Source organism: Deltaproteobacteria bacterium (assembly GCA_009692615.1).
Lineage (GTDB): Bacteria > Desulfobacterota > Binatia > UBA9968 > UBA9968 > DP-20.
In genome coordinates, this window is the sequence record SHYW01000053.1 from 15,615 (window position 1) to 32,822 (window position 17,208).

At 57.5% G+C, this 17,208-nt stretch carries 15 protein-coding genes; 8 read left to right on the plus strand and 7 right to left on the minus strand.

Translation table 11 applies throughout. The annotated features are described in order from the left end of the window. The first annotated feature begins 92 nt into the window (after positions 1-92). From EXR70_13990 to EXR70_14020, 7 genes are all read left to right on the plus strand, one after another. Positions 93-2,129, plus strand: a complete 2,037-nt coding sequence (locus EXR70_13990; protein ID MSP39594.1) for a hydantoinase/oxoprolinase family protein — start codon at positions 93-95, stop codon at positions 2,127-2,129. 165 nt (positions 2,130-2,294) lie between these two features. After that, the gene (locus tag EXR70_13995) at positions 2,295-3,674 is read left to right on the plus strand and encodes an MmgE/PrpD family protein (protein MSP39595.1); all 1,380 of its coding nucleotides are present in this window, start codon (positions 2,295-2,297) and stop codon (positions 3,672-3,674) included. Between the two features lie 247 nt (positions 3,675-3,921). Further along, entirely contained in the window at positions 3,922-4,986 is a 1,065-nt protein-coding gene (locus EXR70_14000) for an amidohydrolase (protein ID MSP39596.1), read from the plus strand. A 26-nt stretch (positions 4,987-5,012) separates the two neighbouring features. Further along, positions 5,013-6,053 carry a TAXI family TRAP transporter solute-binding subunit gene (locus EXR70_14005; GenBank protein MSP39597.1) on the plus strand — a complete coding sequence of 347 codons (1,041 nt, stop codon included), beginning with the start codon at positions 5,013-5,015 and terminating at the stop codon, positions 6,051-6,053. A gap of 21 nt (positions 6,054-6,074) precedes the next feature. After that, positions 6,075-7,124, plus strand: coding sequence for a TAXI family TRAP transporter solute-binding subunit (locus tag EXR70_14010; protein ID MSP39598.1), 1,050 nt, complete (start codon positions 6,075-6,077; stop codon positions 7,122-7,124). A 39-nt stretch (positions 7,125-7,163) separates the two neighbouring features. Further along, entirely contained in the window at positions 7,164-8,213 is a 1,050-nt protein-coding gene (locus tag EXR70_14015; protein ID MSP39599.1) for a TAXI family TRAP transporter solute-binding subunit, read from the plus strand. Positions 8,214-8,257: 44 nt separating this feature from the next. Beyond that, positions 8,258-10,219, plus strand: a complete 1,962-nt coding sequence (locus EXR70_14020; protein MSP39600.1) for a TRAP transporter fused permease subunit — start codon at positions 8,258-8,260, stop codon at positions 10,217-10,219. A gap of 19 nt (positions 10,220-10,238) precedes the next feature. Here the strand turns inward: EXR70_14020 and EXR70_14025 are convergent, their stop codons facing one another. The 7 genes from EXR70_14025 to EXR70_14055 all read right to left on the minus strand — a co-directional run bounded on the left by EXR70_14025 (position 10,239) and on the right by EXR70_14055 (position 15,208). Next, entirely contained in the window at positions 10,239-10,658 is a 420-nt protein-coding gene (locus EXR70_14025; GenBank protein ID MSP39601.1) for a hypothetical protein, read from the minus strand. 16 nt (positions 10,659-10,674) lie between these two features. Continuing rightward, a complete protein-coding gene (locus EXR70_14030; GenBank protein ID MSP39602.1) occupies positions 10,675-11,313 on the minus strand; it encodes a hypothetical protein in 639 nt (212 codons plus the stop codon). Beyond that, entirely contained in the window at positions 11,310-11,693 is a 384-nt protein-coding gene (locus EXR70_14035) for a DUF541 domain-containing protein (protein ID MSP39603.1), read from the minus strand. Before EXR70_14035 ends, EXR70_14030 begins: the two co-directional genes overlap by 4 nt. Positions 11,694-11,762: 69 nt before the next feature. After that, the gene (locus EXR70_14040; protein MSP39604.1) at positions 11,763-12,074 is read right to left on the minus strand and encodes a DUF541 domain-containing protein; all 312 of its coding nucleotides are present in this window, start codon (positions 12,072-12,074) and stop codon (positions 11,763-11,765) included. A gap of 397 nt (positions 12,075-12,471) precedes the next feature. Then, positions 12,472-13,407 (minus strand): ABC transporter substrate-binding protein, encoded by a 936-nt coding sequence (locus EXR70_14045; GenBank protein ID MSP39605.1) that lies wholly within the window; start codon positions 13,405-13,407, stop codon positions 12,472-12,474. Between the two features lie 241 nt (positions 13,408-13,648). Further along, positions 13,649-14,734 (minus strand): ABC transporter substrate-binding protein, encoded by a 1,086-nt coding sequence (locus EXR70_14050; GenBank protein MSP39606.1) that lies wholly within the window; start codon positions 14,732-14,734, stop codon positions 13,649-13,651. A 48-nt stretch (positions 14,735-14,782) separates the two neighbouring features. Further along, positions 14,783-15,208 carry a GNAT family N-acetyltransferase gene (locus EXR70_14055; GenBank protein MSP39607.1) on the minus strand — a complete coding sequence of 142 codons (426 nt, stop codon included), beginning with the start codon at positions 15,206-15,208 and terminating at the stop codon, positions 14,783-14,785. A 119-nt stretch (positions 15,209-15,327) separates the two neighbouring features. Between EXR70_14055 and ilvD the strand changes: the two genes are divergently transcribed. Then, entirely contained in the window at positions 15,328-17,001 is a 1,674-nt protein-coding gene (gene ilvD, locus EXR70_14060) for a dihydroxy-acid dehydratase (protein ID MSP39608.1), read from the plus strand. The last annotated feature ends 207 nt before the right edge of the window (positions 17,002-17,208 follow it).

The window sequence follows — 17,208 nt, forward strand, 5'->3', positions numbered from 1 at the left end:
CTTCCCCGTCGAGGGGAAGGAAGTAAGAAGTTCGGAAGCGAGCAGCAATTGGTGTGTGTTGGTAATTTACTTAGACGAAATCGAAAGGCTCCATGAGAATTGCAGTTGATATCGGTGGAACGTTTACTGATTTAGTCGCGGTTGACGACGACGGGCAAGTTTCTCGCAGCAAGTCGCTGACGACGCCGGACGATTTGGCGCGCGGCATCGGCGATTGTTTGAAAGGCGCCAATGTCGACGTCGCCGGCGCGAGTTTCTTCGTGCATGGCTCGACGGTGACGATCAACGCCGTGCTCGAACGCAAGGGCGCGCGCACGGGATTGATCACCACCAAAGGCTTTCGCGACGTTTACGAAATCGGCCGCGGTAATCGGCCGGAGGGCTACAATTTATTTTTCAAGCGGCCGGTGCCGCTGGTGCCGCGCGATTTGCGTTTGGAAGTCGACGAGCGGCTTTACGCCACCGGCGAAATCCTCACGCCCCTCGATGAACAGTCGGCGGCGGCAACCATCGGCGCGCTCAAGCAGGCCGGAGTGGAAAGCGTTGCAGTCTGCTTGCTCCATGGTTACGCCAACGCGGCCCATGAAAAACGTTTGGGTGAACTGTTGCGCCAGCAGTTTTCCGAAGCCTATGTATCGCTGTCGCACGAGATTCTCCGCGAGTTCCGCGAGTACGAACGCACGTCGACGACGGTATTGAATTCCTACGTCGGCCCGCTGGTCAGCCGCTACTTAGTCTCGCTGGAAAAAATGCTCGGCGCCGCCGGCTTTCGCGGGACGTTTCGTGTCATGCAATCCAACGGCGGCGTGATGTCGGCGGAGACGGCGAAAAAAATGCCGGTGACGATGATGGAGTCGGGACCGGTGGCGGGCGTCATCGCGGCGGCGCATCTCGGCGAGTCGCTGGGCTGTCGCCATATTATTTCCTTCGACATGGGCGGCACCACGGCGAAGTCGAGCTTGATCAAGGATTTTCATCCCGAAGTGACCAGCAGTTACTATGTCGGCGGTTACGTCACCGGCCATCCGATGATGCTGCCGGTGGTCGATATCGTGGAAGTCGGCAACGGCGGCGGCAGCATCGCTTGGCTCGATGCCGCTGGCGGTTTGAAAGTCGGGCCGCAGAGCGCCGGCGCGGCGCCAGGGCCCGCGTGCTACGGCAAAGGCGGCGCCGAGCCGACGGTCACCGACGCCAATCTGATCGCCGGCCGCATCGACGGCGATTATTTTCTCGGCAGCGGCATTCGCTTGCAGCGCGACCAAGCGGCGGCGGCGATCATGGAAAAAATCGGTAAACCGCTTGGCTTGTCATTAGAAGAGGCGGCGCTGGGGATCCTCACCATCGCCAACTTCAACATGTCGTTGTCGGTGCGCGCCGTTTCGGTCGAGAAGGGCTACGATCCGCGCGACTGCGTGTTGGTGCCGAGCGGCGGCGGCGGCGCGCTCCACGCCATGGCGATCGCCCGCGAGCTGTCCGTGCCGCGGGTTATCATTCCGCCCATGCCCGCACACTTCTCCGCGCTCGGCATGTTGATGGCCGATTTGAAACATGACTACGTGCAAACCTTCGTGCGCGAGTTGGCCGAGACCACGGGAGCGCAGATCGCCGATGCGTTCGCCGTGTTGGAAAAGTCGGCCACCGATACGTTGACCGAAGAAGGCAGCAAAGCGGAACAAATTGTTTTACGCCGCTTCTTGGACATGCGTTACCGCGGCCAAGAATATACGCTGCCGGTGCCGGTCACCGAAGATCTGCGCGGCGTCGCCGATTTCAGCGCGATCCGTGGGCGCTTCGATCAATTGCATCAAGAACACTACGGTCACTCGGCGCCCAAGGAGCCGGTGATGATGGTAAATCTTCGACTTTCGGCATTAGGCAAGTTCGACAACAAGTTGCCGTTGGTAACAACGTCGCGCGCAGAGGATCGCGGCGAACGGGGCCGGCGCCCGGTGATTTTCGAAAGCCTGCCGGTGGATTGCCCGATCTATTTGCGCAGCGGCTTCAAAGCCGGCGATCAATTGGCCGGACCGGCGGTGATCGAAGAGTTGGGCGCGACGATTCTGCTTTATCCCGGCGACAAGATGGTGGTGAATGAGTTCGGACAGTTGGTGATCGAGGTCGGGAGCTGAGCGAGCTAAAGGTCCTCGTATCTTTGCATTTACCCTCTCCCTCTGGGAGAGGGTTCGGGTGAGGGCAGGGCGACCGCCGGTCGCCCCTACAAGAGCCCTCACCTCAATCCTCTCCCAGAGGGAGAGGAAGTTAAGATCGGAAAATTCACATCGTGATGGCTGACAATGGCTGACGAATCTCGCAGTGAACAACTCGCGGCTTATCTTGCGGCGCTGCGATTCGAACAGATTCCCGTTGACGTCATTGACGCAGCCAAGCTCCACATTCTCGATTCTCTCGGTTGCTTGCTCGCGGGCTCGCGCTTAGAGCCGGGAAGACTCGCTTATAACCTTGCGGTAGCCACCAGTGGCACTTCTGCTAATCACAACGCAACGCTCTTCGGTACGACCTCGCGCGTGTCCTTGCTCGACGCGGTGCCAGCGATGGCGGCCGCGGCGCATTGCGGCGAGCTCGATGACATTCACGGCGGAGCGGCGACTTGCATCGGTGCGATGATCGTTCCGGCTCTGCTGGCGATGGCGGAAAAGTATGGCGGCAGCGGCGCGAGATTTCTCGAAGCGGCGATCGTCGGCTACGAAACCATCGCGCGAGTGGGACTAAGCATCGACGCGCCAAAACTTTTCGCCCGCGGCTGGTGGCCGAGCACGATCTGCGGCGCCTTCGGTGTGGCGGCGGCGGGCGGAAAATTTCTCGATTGGCCCGCGGATAAGACGGCCAACGCTATCGGCATCTCCTCGCTGCACGCCGGCGGCATGCTCACCGGCGGTCAAGAAGGCGCGAGCGCGCGCCATGTCGCGTTTGGCACGGCGGCGCGAAACGGCATTCTCGCGTTGCTCGCGAGCGAGCAGGGATTGACCGGCCCCCTGCGCGGCTTCGAAGATCCGCGCGGTTTCTGTTTGACGTTGTGCGCTGAACCGCGTTGGGAGTATTTGCAAAACTTCGACAAGTTCTTTCTTCCTGAAGTCGCCTTCAAGCCCTATCCCTGCGCGCGCCAACTTCACGCTGGCGTCGAAGCGCTGTTGAAGCTGATTCAGCGCCATTCAATCGTGACAACGTCAATTCAGGAACTCGAACTATTTGTGCCGACGCAAAACGCCGCCATGGTCAATCGCCCGGCGATTTCCATGTTGCGCGCAGCGACGCTGGGCAGCGGCCAGTATGTGATGGCGGTGACGGCGTTTCGCGGCAAGATCGATTTAGCTTCCTTCGAAGAAGAATTTCTCCGCAGTGAAGAAGTGAGCCGATTGATGGCCAAGGTCAAAGTGAGCGCCAGCGCCGAGCTGGATCGTCATTTCCCCAAGTACTGGTCCGGGCGAGTGACGATCAAATTGTCCGACGGCCAGAGCCATTCGGAAGAAATTATCGCGCCCAAGGGCGAGAGCGAAAATCCGCTGAGCGATGCCGATGTCGAAGAAAAGTTTTTCGGCCTAGCAGAGCCGGTCTTAGGCGAGGCACGGGCGCGCGCGGCGATTACCGTCGTTCACTCTTTAGCTACCAGCGAGTCGGTGGCGCCGCTGCTCGCGGCGCTGGCGGTGGCAATTTGATTGCGAAGTTGTCGCGCTCGATGAGAAAATCCGGTCTCACCACGAAGGACACGAAGAGCACGAAGTTCGGAGCACTTATCATCCGAGACCTTCGTGTCCTTCGTGACCTTCGTGGTGAAAATTTTCTTGCTTGTTTGGTAATGCTTCGCCGGCGCTAGGCTCCAGGCGCGGTGCGAAACTGCTTGACAATAGGCGCGCGGACGAGGGATAGATAGCGGCCACGAAGTCCTGTCGGAGGGATCTGCCGATGCGCAAGAATCGTTTTGCGGTGATCGATGGCGACGGTCATGTAACCGAGCGCAACAAAGAGATACTGGAATATCTCGGCGGCAATTATCGCGGCACCAGCAAGGATGAAAGTTGGGCCGATACTTTCGCGCCTTTTCCTTCCCTCGACGGTTGGGCGCGGCTTTCCGGCATGAGCTCGCCGGGGTTGCGCGATTATCCCGACTGCGACACCTGGACAACCTTTCTCGACGAGTGCGGCATCGAAACCACCGTCGTTTATCCCACCGCGGCGCTGGCCTTTGGCCTGATTCAAGATCCGGCTTGGGCCGTCGATATCGCCCGCGCCTACAATTCCTGGCTCTACGCCAGCTACACGAAAAAAAACTCGCGCATTCTCGGCGCGGCGATTATTCCCGTGCACGACGTGGCGGCGGCGATCCAAGAGATGCGCCGGGTAAAGAACGATCTCGGCATGCCCGGCGGCATGCTGCCTTCGGTGACGCGGTTGCGTAAGGGCTACGGCCACGAGAGTTTCTTTCCGCTCTACGAAGAGGCCTGCAAGCTTGATTGGCCGCTGGCGATCCATGGCGCGCCGAGCCGCGGTCTCGGTTTCGATTTCTTCGACAGCTTCGTCGAAGTGCACGCGCTGGAACATCCGCTGCCGCTGATGATTCAGATGACCAACATGATTTTTCAGGGCGTCTTCGAACTCTTCCCGCAGCTGCGCGTGGCTTATCTCGAAGCCGGCGCCGGCTGGGTGCCGTTCATGATGGACCGGCTCGATGAGGACTTCGAGCGGCGCGGCAAGAAGTGGGCGCCGCGCTTAAAAAAATTGCCGAGCGACTACATCACCGGCGGACAGGTCTATGTGTCGCTGGAGTCCGAGGAGCGCACGCTGCCCTATGTATTAAAGCTGTTCGGCGAGGACCATATCTTTTTCGCTTCCGACTATCCCCATGAGCGGCAACGGGCGCAATACTTGGAGGATATCCCGGGAATCGAAGCGCGCGCGGATATTTCCGATACGGCGAAACGAAAAATTCTCGCCGACAACGCAAGGACGTTCTATCGGCTGGCGGATTAGAATATCTTAATAGCGGAGGAGTGACGATGAAGACGATTTTGATAATCGGCTTGCGGATGTTTTTAGTCGTGAGTTTCTTATTCATGCCTGGGATTCCGTTGCGATCTGCGTTAGCCAAAATGGACTGTAGCGCGGGCAGCGCGGGCAACGATCTGCCGCGGACGGCGGCGATTGCGACCAATCCTGCGGGGACTGGGGCGCATGCATTAGGCGCTGGCCTTGCCGCGGTGGCGGGCAAAGTCACCGCCATTTCGCTGAAAGTTCAACCCTACAACGGGCCTAACGCTTGGATGCCGCTGATGGAAAGCGACGAGTTGGAAATGGGTGTGCTCAATATTCTCGATTCGCAAATGGCCGCCACTGGCACTGGCAATTACAAAAAGGCCTACCCGATGTTGCGGGTCATCGCTGGCGGGGTTTTTCCGTTCACCGGAGGGGTGATGGTGCGCGACAAATCGGACATCAAGCAATTGAGCGATTTGAAAGGAAAGCGGATGGCCTGGGATTTTGGCGGTCACGCGATCTCTCAGACCTACTTGAACGCGGTCTTAGAGACGGGAGGTGTAAAGCCGAGCGATGTGCAACAGGTGCGAGTATCCAACGTTAATGACGGCATTCGCGCCGTTCCCGAAGGAAAAGTTGATGCTACCTGGGCGTCGCTGGGTACGGGAACCAATGAGGAAGCCAATGCCATGGAGCCGGTGCGCTTTTTGCCGGTGCCCAATACCGATGCGGCGAACAAGATTCTCGGCCGCTACGGCGGATCGGTGGTCAAGGCGACTCCGTCGGCCGGTGTGCGCGGCGAGACTTATGTGCTGGGCTATGCGCTGCACATCGTCGGTTCGAGCAAGATGAGCGATCGCGCCGTTACCGCGCTGACCAAGGCTTGGTGGGACAATTTGGCCGAGCTGCAAACCATCCATCCGTTGTTCAAACAATGGACCAAGGACAACCAGGCGATCACCAATTTCACGATTCCCTATCACTCCGGCGCGGTAAAATTCTATAAAGACGTCGGGGTGTGGACGGCGAAGCACGATGCACGGACTAAAGAGATCTGCGGCTAGGAAGAATGGAGCGATGGATTAATGAGTGTCAATAAACGTTGGGCGGGTTTCGTTGCCCTATACATTATTGATTTGTTGGTGCTGCCTCTGGCTTTGTCGATCGCTTCGGCTAACGCCAAGATCGACTGCGGGCCGGTGGTGAACAAGGGCAACGATCTCGCCCGCAGCGTCGCGATCGGTACCAGTCCGGCCGGTACTGGGGCATTTTCCTTAGGCTCTGGATTGGCCGCGGTGGCGAGCAAGGCAACGCCGATCATCGCCAAGGTTCAGCCCTACGCCGGCCCCAACACCTTTGTCCCGCTGCTCGAAAGCGGCGAGCTGGAGTTTGGTATCATCAATATTCTCGACGCTCACATGGCCATGACCGGCACGGGCACTTATAAGAAAGCTTATCCCAGTCTGCGCGTGCTCACCGGCGGCGTGTTTCCGTTTACCGGCGGCATCATGGTGCGCGATAAGTCCGATATCAAGCAGGTCAGCGATCTCAAGGGTAAAAAGCTGGCCTGGGACTTTGGCGGCCACGCGGTGATCCAGGCGTTGTTTAACGCGGCCCTGGAAACCGGCGGCGTGAAACCGTCCGACATCACCCAGGTGCGGATGTCCACATCCAACGACGGCATCCGCGGCGTCGCCGAGGGCAAAGTCGATGCCACTTACGCTTCCCTCGGCACCGGCACCAACGAAGAGGCCAATGCCATGGAGCCGGTGCGCTTTCTCAACATTCCCAATACCGAGGCGAACAACAAGATTCTTAGCAAACTCGGCAGCTCGGTGGTTAAAGCCGATCCGGCCACCGGCATTCGCGGCGAGACTTATATCGTCGGCTATCCGCTCCATCTGCTGACTTCGACCAAGGTCAATGAACGCACGGTACAGGCGGTGCTCAAAGCCTGGTGGGACAACTACGCTGAGCTACAGACGATCCATCCGCTGTTCAAGCAGTTCACCAAGGATGTTCAGGCGATTAGCAATTTCACCATCCCGTACCACCCTGGTTCGGTGAAGTTCTACAAGGACGCTGGGGTGTGGACCGCCAAGCATGACGCACGAACAAAAGAGATTTGTGGATGAGAATATCGGCATGATGGAGTAACCAGGAGTGTTGGAGCTATGGCAAGAGAAAAATACTTTCGACTGACTAGTGTATCGATGGCGCTGGCGTTTTTGCTTGCGCCCGTTGGCGGTCTCCATGGTATTGCCGCTGCGAAACTCGATTGCAGTCCGACCAGCAACACCAGCATCGCGCTGCCGCGCACGGTGGCGATCGCGTCCAACCTCGCCGGCACCGGCGCCCATGCGCTGGCGTCAGGATTGTCAGCGGTGGCGAGCAAAGTCACGACGATGTCGGCCAAGGTGCAGCCGTATAATGGGCCAAATGCCTGGATGCCGTTGTTGGAGGAGGGCGAGGTCGAGTTCGGCATCATCAATATTCTCGACTCCAACATGGCGGCCACCGGCACGGGCAATTACAAAAAAGCCTATCCAACTATTCGCATCGTCGCCGGCGGCGTGTTTCCCTTTACCGGCAGTATCATGGTGCGCGATAAGTCGGAGATTAAGACGGGCGCCGACTTGAAGGGCAAGCGCATGGCCTGGGATTTTGGCGGCCACGCGATCACCCAGACCTGGCAGAACGCGGCGATGGAAGTCCTGGGGATCAAAGCAAGCGATGTCACACAAGTGCGATTCTCCAACTTGAACGACGCGATCCGCGGCGTGCCGGAGGGGAAAATCGATGCGACCTTCGCTGCCATCGGCATCGGCATCAACGAAGAGGCCAATGCCATGGAGCCAATCCGCTTTCTCAATTTGCCCGACAATGCGGCGTCCAGCAAAATTCTCGCCAAGTATGGCGCGTCCATCGTCAAGCAGGACCCCACCGCCGGCATTCGCAGCGACACCCGGGTGATCGGCTATCCGCTGCATTTGGCGAGCTCGACCAAAGTGAGTGACAAGACCGTGGCGACGTTGCTCAAGGCGTGGTGGGATAACTTAGGCGAACTGCAGACGATCCACCCGCAATTTAAAAAATGGACCAAGGACGTCCAGGCGATTACCAATTTCACCGTGCCCTATCACAACGGCGCGGTGAAATTTTACAAAGAAGTGGGCGTATGGGGCGCCAAGCATGACGCGCGTACTAAAGAGATCTGTAGCTAACGGACCCTCTGGATTCGTCGCCTAACCTCGACGAGGAGAATCTCGTGGAAATCGAAGAAAGCGTACGCGGACGTGAGTTGAGCGGCTTTGTCGGCGCGCTAGGAAAGCTTTTTCTCATCGCCATCCCACTGGCCGGGATATTTTTTTTGCTCAACATTCCGCAAATGATCGGCTGGTTGGTTTTCAACGAGCAGTACATGGGGTTGTTTCTCGGTCTCGGGTTATCCGGGACCTACATATTGATTCCGGTTAAGCCCAACGTCGGCCGCAATCATGTTCCTTGGTACGATGTCATCGCCTCGCTGGCCGGTCTCGCTGTCGGTCTTTACGTATTTATTTTCTATCCCTCCATCGTCAATTCCCTCGGCGAGATCGCTACCGAGCGGGTGATTCTTGGTTGCGTCACGATCCTCTTGCTCGCCGAAGCATCGCGCCGCCTGGTGGGCTGGCCGCTGGTGATCATTGCCAGCTGCTTTCTGCTCTACGCTTATTTCGCCTATATCTTTCCCGGCGACTTCTACGGCAAGGGTTGGTCGATCAATCGATTGGCGACTTATCTTTATCTCGACGCCAACGGGATTTTCGGCCAGGCGCTGCAAGTGGGCGTCAGCATCGTCATCGTTTTCGTCATCTTCGGCGAAGTGCTTTACGTCGTCGGCGGCGCCGAGTTTCTGAGCGATTTTTCTCTGAGCTTGATGGGGCGCTATCGCGGCGGTCAAGCGAAGATCGCCATCGTGTCGTCTAGCTTGTTCGGCAACATCAGCGGCAGTGCGGTGGCCAATGTCGTGGTCGACGGCGCGTTCACCATCCCGATGATGAAGAAGGCGGGTTATCCGGCGCCACAGGCGGCGGCCATCGAAGCGACCGCTTCCACCGGCGGTCAGATCATGCCGCCGGTGATGGGCGCCGCGGCATTTTTGATCGCCGAATATTTGCAAATTCCCTATGCTCAAGTTGCCCTCGCCGCCACGGTACCCGCGTTGCTCTACTATGTCGCGTTGTTCATCCAGGTCGATCTGTTGGCGGCGCGCAATGGCATCCACGGTCTGCCGCGCGAAGAAGTGCCGCACTTATTGCCCGTGCTCAAGCGCTCGGCGAGTTTCGTCGTGCCGCTGGCGGTTTTGATCCTGTGGATGTTCATTCTCAATCGCCGGCCGGAAGAGTCCGGTTTGCTGGCGGCTTTGGCGGCGCTCATCGTCGGCTTGCTCACACCGGGAGTAAAAATCGGTTGGAGTGGGCTTATCCGTATCCTTACCAACGCCGGCCGAGGCATGCTTGAGATCGTCGCGATCACCGGACTCGCCGGCGTGGTCATCGGCGTGTTGCAACTCACCGGTTTGGGTTTCACCCTGACTCTGACGCTGCTCAATATCGGCCAGAGCAACGCGCTTCTGCTGCTGGTTCTCACCGCCATCGTCAGCATCATTCTCGGCATGGGCATGCCGACCACGGCTGTTTATGTTTTACTCGCCGTGTTAGTGGCGCCGGGTCTCGCCAAGCTCGGCATCGTGCCCATCGCAGCGCATCTGTTCATTTTTTATTTCGGCATGCTCAGCATGGTGACGCCGCCGGTGTGCATGGCGAGCTACGCCGCCGCCTCCATCGGTAAGACCGATCCGGTGCAGACCGGTTGGGAAGCGATGAAGCTGTGCAGTATCGCTTACGTGGTGCCGTTCTTGTTTGTGTTTTCACCGTCCTTACTGCTGATCGGCCATTGGTACGAAGTCGTGCTGTCGGTGATCACGGCCATCGTCGGCTCGATCTTGTTGGGCGTCGCTATCGTCGGTTATCTGTTTCGTCCGGTCGGCGGTTGGAAGCGGCTGCTGTTCGGCATCTCGGCGGTTGGACTCTTGATACCGGTGATTCATAGCGGTCCCTACGCGACGCTCACCTGGCTGTCCAACGGTGGCGGATTTGCCCTGGCGGTTCTACTTGTCAGCGTCGAGTGGCTCGCGCGTGCGAACGGCAGAGTGGTGGCCGGGAGCGAAACCGCCAAAGCGTCGTAAATCAGCCGTGCGGCTTGGGTTACTTCATGCCATCGCATATCGGCGCGAATTGGTCTAAATCGAGCGCGGATTCGGTTTTGCCAACCGCCTTGAATTCACTGCCGAGGACGGTTGGGTCTTCATTCGCTTCACGAAGAAAGCCGACGATCATTTGTCCTGGTTTCGGTTGCTCTTCAAGCTTGACGATGTAGCGAAAATTACCGCGCAAGCGCGCCAGCTGGCGGATACTGCAAAGTAGAAAGAATGACGATCCCACCGAAGAACCGATCGCTTTGATGTCGATCTGAAGCACCGACGAGCGCGGTCGCCGGTCGATTTCCTTGACGACGATGTCCATCTTTCCTTCGCCAAAGCGCTTGGAGTCGGATTCGAAAAGTTGCGCCTGTGCCGGCGCGGCAAAAAGTAATATCAGAATTAAGCTGGCGATGTTTCGGCGCATGTCGATCCTTTCGCCGTCACTGCACAACGATGACTTCACCGGCGTTTATCGCGAGGGCGCGGATGCTCGCCGGCAGTTCGAAGGGCTTTTCCAAATTGAAGCCGTCGGGATTGTTGCGGCTGCGCGTGTGGTTGGCGAGCAAGTCGAGAACCATGGCGCGCGGCAGTGGGATGCCATTGGCTTTGGCGGATTGCAGTTTGAACGTCCCTTGGCCGTCTTTGGCGGTAAGCTCACCGCGGATGAGCACGGGAATCTTGCTGCCAAAAAACATCAGCGGCCCGCTTGGCTTGCTGCGTTTGCGTTTGAACTCGTCGACATCGACCACCGCGCGCAGGGCGATGCGCGCGTCGCCGAGCAGCCGCACCTGGGCGTCGGCGATTCCCTTGGGAATTTGTTCGATCAAGTTGGCGGCCAGCGCGGCGTTCACTTCGTTCTCGGAAAATGTCGTGGTTCGATTCGCTGCCCGCGATAGCGCGCCGTTGGCGAGGACTGCGTCGATCTTTGCCTGCACCTGATCGCGCAGTTCTCTCGAGGCTTTGTCCTTGTCGATGGTTGAACAGCCACAAACTGCCAAGGCGAGCAAAATTCCGGCGAGATTTATCGCGCGCGCGTGCCAGCGCGAATAGGGGCGTGCCATTTGAAATGTTTGCGTCATCTCAATTCGAATTCAAAAGTGCTGACCACGCGAATCTTTTTCAGCGGCGTGCTGGTCGGGCTATAGGGGCCGGATTCGTCGTTGCCGTCGCTGCCGAAAATTTGGATCGAACCCTGATTGGCCGAATGGATTTTACCTACTGTCGTGCCCGAGTCGTTGGCGAATTGTTGGGCGATGGTCCTGGCATTTTTTGTCGCGTCGGCGAGCAGCTTGGGGCGCAGTTCGTTGAACTTCGCGACCACGTAGCGCGGATTCGCCGCGTTGCCTTCCCGTTCGCCGTCGAGGATGACGCCGGCTTTCAACAATTCTTCGGTGGAGCCTAAGGACTTTTGCACCAACTCGATATTCTCGGTGCGCACGACGATGGCGCTGCTGACCAGATAGCGAAAGCGCTCGGCGTTTTGGCTTTGGCCAAATTCGCGGGCGAGTTTGTCGACGGTGCGGGTCGGCTAGCGGACGATCTCGTCGTCGTCGAATCCATGCTTTTTTAAGAAAGCGAGGACGGCGTCGCGGTCGGCGCCGATGCGCGCGTGGACATCGCGCAAATCGTCGCTCGCCCGTTTCAAACTCAACGTCCAAACCGCTTCGTCGGCCTTGACCTCTTTTTCGACCAAGCCTTTTACCGTCACGGTGCGCACCTCGGACTTAAAGCGTGCCGTGCCCCGGCCAATAAAGTAACCAGCGGCGGTGAGGCCGAGCAGCAGGCAGCAACCGACGATGAGCGCGGCTTTGAGGGTGGGGGAATTTTCTGGATCGACCATGGGCTAATCTCCCTGCTCCCAATTTAAGCACAGTCGCGGCAAAATTGCACAGAAAACCCGCGATGGATTGTAAAGAGGTTTTTTGAAACGGTTGATAGTGCCAGGGATTGTCGAAAGCGCCCGGATGGCGCGGCTTTTGCGTTGTCGGATGTCGGAAGACACAACAGTAGTGAGCTACAAGGAGATTTGCGATGACTTCAGATATGATTTCTTACGCGGTTCTCGCTAGCGCGTTTGTCGTTACCTGCCTACGAATGTTCGTCGAAAAACCGGGACGGGTCTCGGAATCGCCATTGATGCGTTCTGAACTCAAACCGGTAAACGAGAATAGCTCACGCCATTCATCCGAAGATTAATTGCCTTCAACAGACGGGACGGATGCACGCGGTCTCAGGAGTTATTTGCTGAGGGTTTTAAAGAAGCCTTCTTTTTCGAGTTCTTTTAAGAAACGAGTGTTGACGAAGTCTTCCGGTTTTTTACTCTTGACCCCTGGCACCCTAAGGCCGACTTCATCCATGGCATTGCGAACGCCTTCGAGATTGGGATAACCGGTGTAGTCGGTGACCTGGATATAACTTTGTACGGTTGCCTCGAGAATATCGGGTTCGGTAGTTTTTAAATATTTGACAATCAGTTTTTTCGTCAGATCTTTGTTCTTGGCGGCATGGAATACGGCTTCGGTGTATCCTTTGAGAAACGCCTTCACCATCTGCGGATTCTCGCGGATGATCCGATCCGTGGTTTCGATCCCTTGCTGAGGATAGGGAATCCCCATTTCAGCGATGTTGAGCAAAATGTTGAGTCCCTGCTTCTTGGCTGTGAGATCGAGGGGCGGCGATATGATCGTAGCGTCGATATTACCGGCGAGCAGTGCTTGGTACCGGCTTGGCTGGGTGCCCATTTGCAGAATCATCACATCTTTGACCGGGTCGAGACCGAATTTTTTCAGCACCAGGCGTAGCGAGGTGTCGGTGCCCGAGCCGAAGCGGCTCATGGCGATTCTTTTGCCCTTCAGCTGTTCCCACTTAGTGATACTCTTCGCCGACACGATGCTATAGGGCGGCGTGTTGACGAAACTGGCGATCAAGACGGCGTCGCCGCCTTGGGTGCGCGTCGCGATGGTCACCGGTCCGGAGGTCACGGAAATTTTCACATCGCCGGCCATGGCGGCTTGGGCCAACACCGAGCCGGAATCGAATACAACCAACTTAGGATCGATGCCATGTTTAAGGAATATCCCGGCGTCCCTACCGACAAATGAATAAATCATGTTGATGGCCGGCCCGGCGATCCCGACGATGGGCTGATCGATCGCCTGGAGTGAGAGCGGCATGGCCAGAGTAAAGACTAACAGTGGAAGCAGCCGTCGAACTATATGTAGAGTTCCTTGGTTCACGTTTCCCCAGATTAGCGTAGATATCCGTCCTGATCGACGGCAAGTCTAGTTTCTTTAACATGAAATTTATCCAACTGCACGGCTTTATCAGCCGATAATGAATTCTGCAATGGATCGCGGCGGGGCGGTATGCGATCTGCGCTTGGCGAATTGGCGGATTGCGGAAATTTGCCAGCCGTCAATTGCCCGGCTTGAAAAATCCTTCCTGCTCAAGCTCGCGCAGTAAACGCAGGTCGACGAAATCTTCCGGCCTGCGGCTGCGCACGGCTGAGACACGCTGGGCGATTTCGTCCATGGCGTTGCGGATGCCATCGAGATTGGGCATGGCGTTGTAATCAGTTACCTGCATGAAACTGCGATAGGTCGCTTCGAGAATTTCCGGATCGGCGGTCTTCAGATATTTGGTGATGGTTTTCTTGGTTTCATCCTTGTGGCTGGCGGAATAACGTAGCCCTTCGATGAAGCCCTTGAGCAAACTTTTCACCAATTGCGGTTGTTCGCGATTGAAGCGGTCGGTGGTTTCGATAACCAGTTGAGGGTAGGGGCTGGTTAGCTCGGTGCTGTCGGTCAATATCCTCAAGCCTTGTTTTTTCGCCATGAAATCCAGCGGCGGTGATACCAACGTCGCGTCGATGACGCCGGTCAATAACCCCTGGAGCCGACTCTGCTGCGTGCCGCCTTGGAGCAGAATCAAATCTTTGCTCGCGTCGAGACCGAACTTTCGCGCTAATAGCCGAATCGCCGTGTCGGTGCCGGAGCCGAAGCGGCTGATGCCGACCTTCTTGCCCTTAAGGTCGGCCCATTTGGAAATTGTTTTGGTAGTGACCATGCTGTAGGGCAGCCGGTTGACCGCCGCGGCGATGATCACGGTGTCCGCTCCTTGGCTTCGCGACGCGACCGTGGCAGGACCGGAGTTGATGGCAAATTTGATTTCACCGGTGCGGGCAACTTGAGCTAACGTGGCGCCGGATTCAAACGTGATGACGCGCGTATCGAGACCATTTTTTTTCCACAACCCGGCGTCCTGGGCCATGTAGGCATGGATCAAATTAACCGCTGGGCCGGCGACACCGATGTCGATTTGATTTTCCGCCTGGGCCGGAGTTGGCACCAGACTCATGAGGGCGAAAGAAGCGATGATATTGCGATAAACGGACCTTACGATTCTCACACGATCTCCATTCTCACTAAAAAGGTTGCCACTCGTGAACCTTAGATACACTAACTGACGAATTGGTCGCAGGGTTCCAACCGTCGGCGCCATTTTAACCTATGATTTAGCAACAATAAATCCGATGGAAGGGCGAAGCGATCATGAAGCGAGTGGAAATGGCTGCGCCGCCGCAAGCGTCCAGGCGCTGTCATGCTTGGCAAATCCGATTCTCGGGTAATATTCCACCGCCTTGGGCGCGGCGAGCAGAACCAACATGGAGCGCGGCCCGAGCTTTCCGCGGGTCTTGCGAATTAACTCAATGCCGATGCCTTGCCTTTGATACTCTGCGCGCACTGCCAAGTCGGCGAGATAACCAACGTAGCTGAAATCGGTCAGGGTTCGCGCGATGCCGACGAGTTGCTCGCCGACCCACGCCGTGACGACCAGATTGGCGCGACGAATCATGTCAGCCATGATTTTTCGATCATCCACCGGGCGCCGTTCACCCAACGTTGAAGCCTGGTAAAGCTCGATGACTTGATCGAGATCGAGATCGTTGCCGTAGCGATAGGTTGTCTCATCCATTTGCCGATACCTCTCATGATATTCACCGCGAAATTAGCTCGGGATGCGCCATGCTTGCAAATGCTCGGGTGCCATAGTTAATTGAACCTCTGACAATTTCATTATTCTAGGAGCGATGTATGGCTGATAATTTGAAACCTCGAAGCGGCGTCATTACCGACGGGCCGGACCGGGCGCCGACCCGGGCGATGCTCAAGGCGGCGGGCTTTTCCGACGAAGATTTGCGCAAGCCGATCATCGGCGTGGCGAACACCTGGATCGAAATCGGTCCGTGCAATTTTCATTTGCGCAGATTAGCCGCCAAGGTCAAAGAAGGCGTTCGCGCCGCCGGTGGCACGCCGATGGAGTTCAACACGGTGTCGATCTCCGACGGCATCAGCATGGGCGTCGAAGGCATGAAGTGCTCGTTGATCAGCCGCGAGGTGATCGCCGATTCGATTGAGTTAGTCGCCCGCGGCAACCATTTCGACGGCTTGGTTTGTCTCTCCGGTTGCGACAAGACTAACCCCGGCGTGGTTATGGCGCTGGCGCGTCTCGATATTCCTGGTCTCGCGCTTTACGGCGGCTCCATCGCGCCGGGCCATTTGGACGACAAAGATTTGACCATCCAAGATGTCTTCGAAGCGGTCGGCGCCTATGCCAGCAAGCGCATCGATGAAAAGCAATTTCTCGCCGTGGAAAATGCCGCATGCCCCGGCGCCGGCGCCTGCGGCGGTCAGTTCACTGCCAACACCATGTCGACGGTGATGGAATTTCTCGGCATCTCGCCCATGGGCAGCAACGGCATTCCCGCCACCGTCGCCGCGAAAGATGAAGCGGCGTTCAACGCCGGCAAGCTGGTGATGGATTTGCTCAAGCGCGATCTGCGGCCGTCGAAAATTCTCACCCGCAAATCGATCGAAAACGCGATTGCGTCCGTCGCCGCCACCGGCGGCTCGACCAACGCGGTGCTGCATTTGCTCGCCATCGCCAGCGAGGCGGGCCTCGAGCTCAACATCGACGATTTCGATACGATCAGCGAGCGCACACCGTTGATCGCCGACTTGAAACCGGGCGGACGCTTCGTCGCCAGCGATCTTTATCACGCCGGCGGCATTCAATTGGTCGCCAAACGGTTGATCGAGGCGGGCTTGATTCACGGCGACACGATCACGGTGACCGGCCAGACCCTCGCCGAGGCCGCGCAGATGACCAAAGAGACGGCGGGACAAGAAGTTGTTCGCGCCATGAATAATCCGCTCAAAGCCACCGGCGGCTTGGTGATTCTCAAGGGCAATCTCGCACCCGAAGGCTGTGTGGTCAAAGTCGCCGGCCATGAGCGCATGATTCATCGCGGCCCGGCGCGGGTGTTCGATCGCGAGGAAGATGCTTTCGCCGCCGTGCAAGCGGGAAAAATCAAAGACAACGATGTCGTCGTGATTCGCTACGAAGGGCCCATGGGCGGACCGGGCATGCGCGAAATGCTCGGCGTCACCGCCGCGTTAGTCGGCGCCGGTTTGGGCGATTGCGTGGCGCTCTTGACCGACGGCCGTTTCTCCGGCGCGACCCATGGTCTGATGGCGGGTCACGTTGCACCGGAAGCCGCCCACGGCGGTCCGATCGCCGCGCTGCGCGACGGCGATTCGATTTTGTTCGACGTCAAGGCGCGCCGCTTGGATGTTGAGATATCCGAGCAAGAATTGAAATCGCGCTTGAGCACATGGAAAGCGCCCGAGCCGCGCTACAAACGCGGCGTCATGGCCAAGTATGCCAAGCTGGTGTCGTCGGCATCCAAGGGCGCGGTGACGAATTAAAGATTCGCGACGAATAGTAGTATCAAAAGAGAGGCCGCATGGCCTCCTTTTTTTTTGACCGTGTTGTAGCAAAGTGATTATGTCAGGGGTTAACGGCAACGTAATTATGTCAGGGTGGAAGGATGACAACCCTGACAATGAAAGACGAGAAACGACTAGACATAATTCAACGAGTATATCGCAGCGAGATCACCGTGGTTGAGGCCG

Excerpts from the sequence above, each read along its gene's own strand:
- EXR70_13990 (MSP39594.1), top strand. The coding sequence starts at position 93 with ATGAGAATTGCAGTTGATATCGGTGGAACGTTTACTGATTTAGTCGCG.
- EXR70_14025 (MSP39601.1), bottom strand. The coding sequence starts at position 10,658 with ATGCGCCGAAACATCGCCAGCTTAATTCTGATATTACTTTTTGCCGCG.
- ilvD (MSP39608.1), top strand. The coding sequence starts at position 15,328 with ATGGCTGATAATTTGAAACCTCGAAGCGGCGTCATTACCGACGGGCCG.
- EXR70_14005 (MSP39597.1), top strand. The coding sequence starts at position 5,013 with ATGAAGACGATTTTGATAATCGGCTTGCGGATGTTTTTAGTCGTGAGT.
- EXR70_14015 (MSP39599.1), top strand. The coding sequence starts at position 7,164 with ATGGCAAGAGAAAAATACTTTCGACTGACTAGTGTATCGATGGCGCTG.
- EXR70_13995 (MSP39595.1), top strand. The coding sequence starts at position 2,295 with ATGGCTGACGAATCTCGCAGTGAACAACTCGCGGCTTATCTTGCGGCG.
- EXR70_14000 (MSP39596.1), top strand. The coding sequence starts at position 3,922 with ATGCGCAAGAATCGTTTTGCGGTGATCGATGGCGACGGTCATGTAACC.
- EXR70_14040 (MSP39604.1), bottom strand. The coding sequence starts at position 12,074 with ATGGTCGATCCAGAAAATTCCCCCACCCTCAAAGCCGCGCTCATCGTC.
- EXR70_14010 (MSP39598.1), top strand. The coding sequence starts at position 6,075 with ATGAGTGTCAATAAACGTTGGGCGGGTTTCGTTGCCCTATACATTATT.
- EXR70_14055 (MSP39607.1), bottom strand. The coding sequence starts at position 15,208 with ATGGATGAGACAACCTATCGCTACGGCAACGATCTCGATCTCGATCAA.
- EXR70_14030 (MSP39602.1), bottom strand. The coding sequence starts at position 11,313 with ATGACGCAAACATTTCAAATGGCACGCCCCTATTCGCGCTGGCACGCG.
- EXR70_14045 (MSP39605.1), bottom strand. The coding sequence starts at position 13,407 with ATGCCGCTCTCACTCCAGGCGATCGATCAGCCCATCGTCGGGATCGCC.
- EXR70_14050 (MSP39606.1), bottom strand. The coding sequence starts at position 14,734 with ATGGCGCCGACGGTTGGAACCCTGCGACCAATTCGTCAGTTAGTGTAT.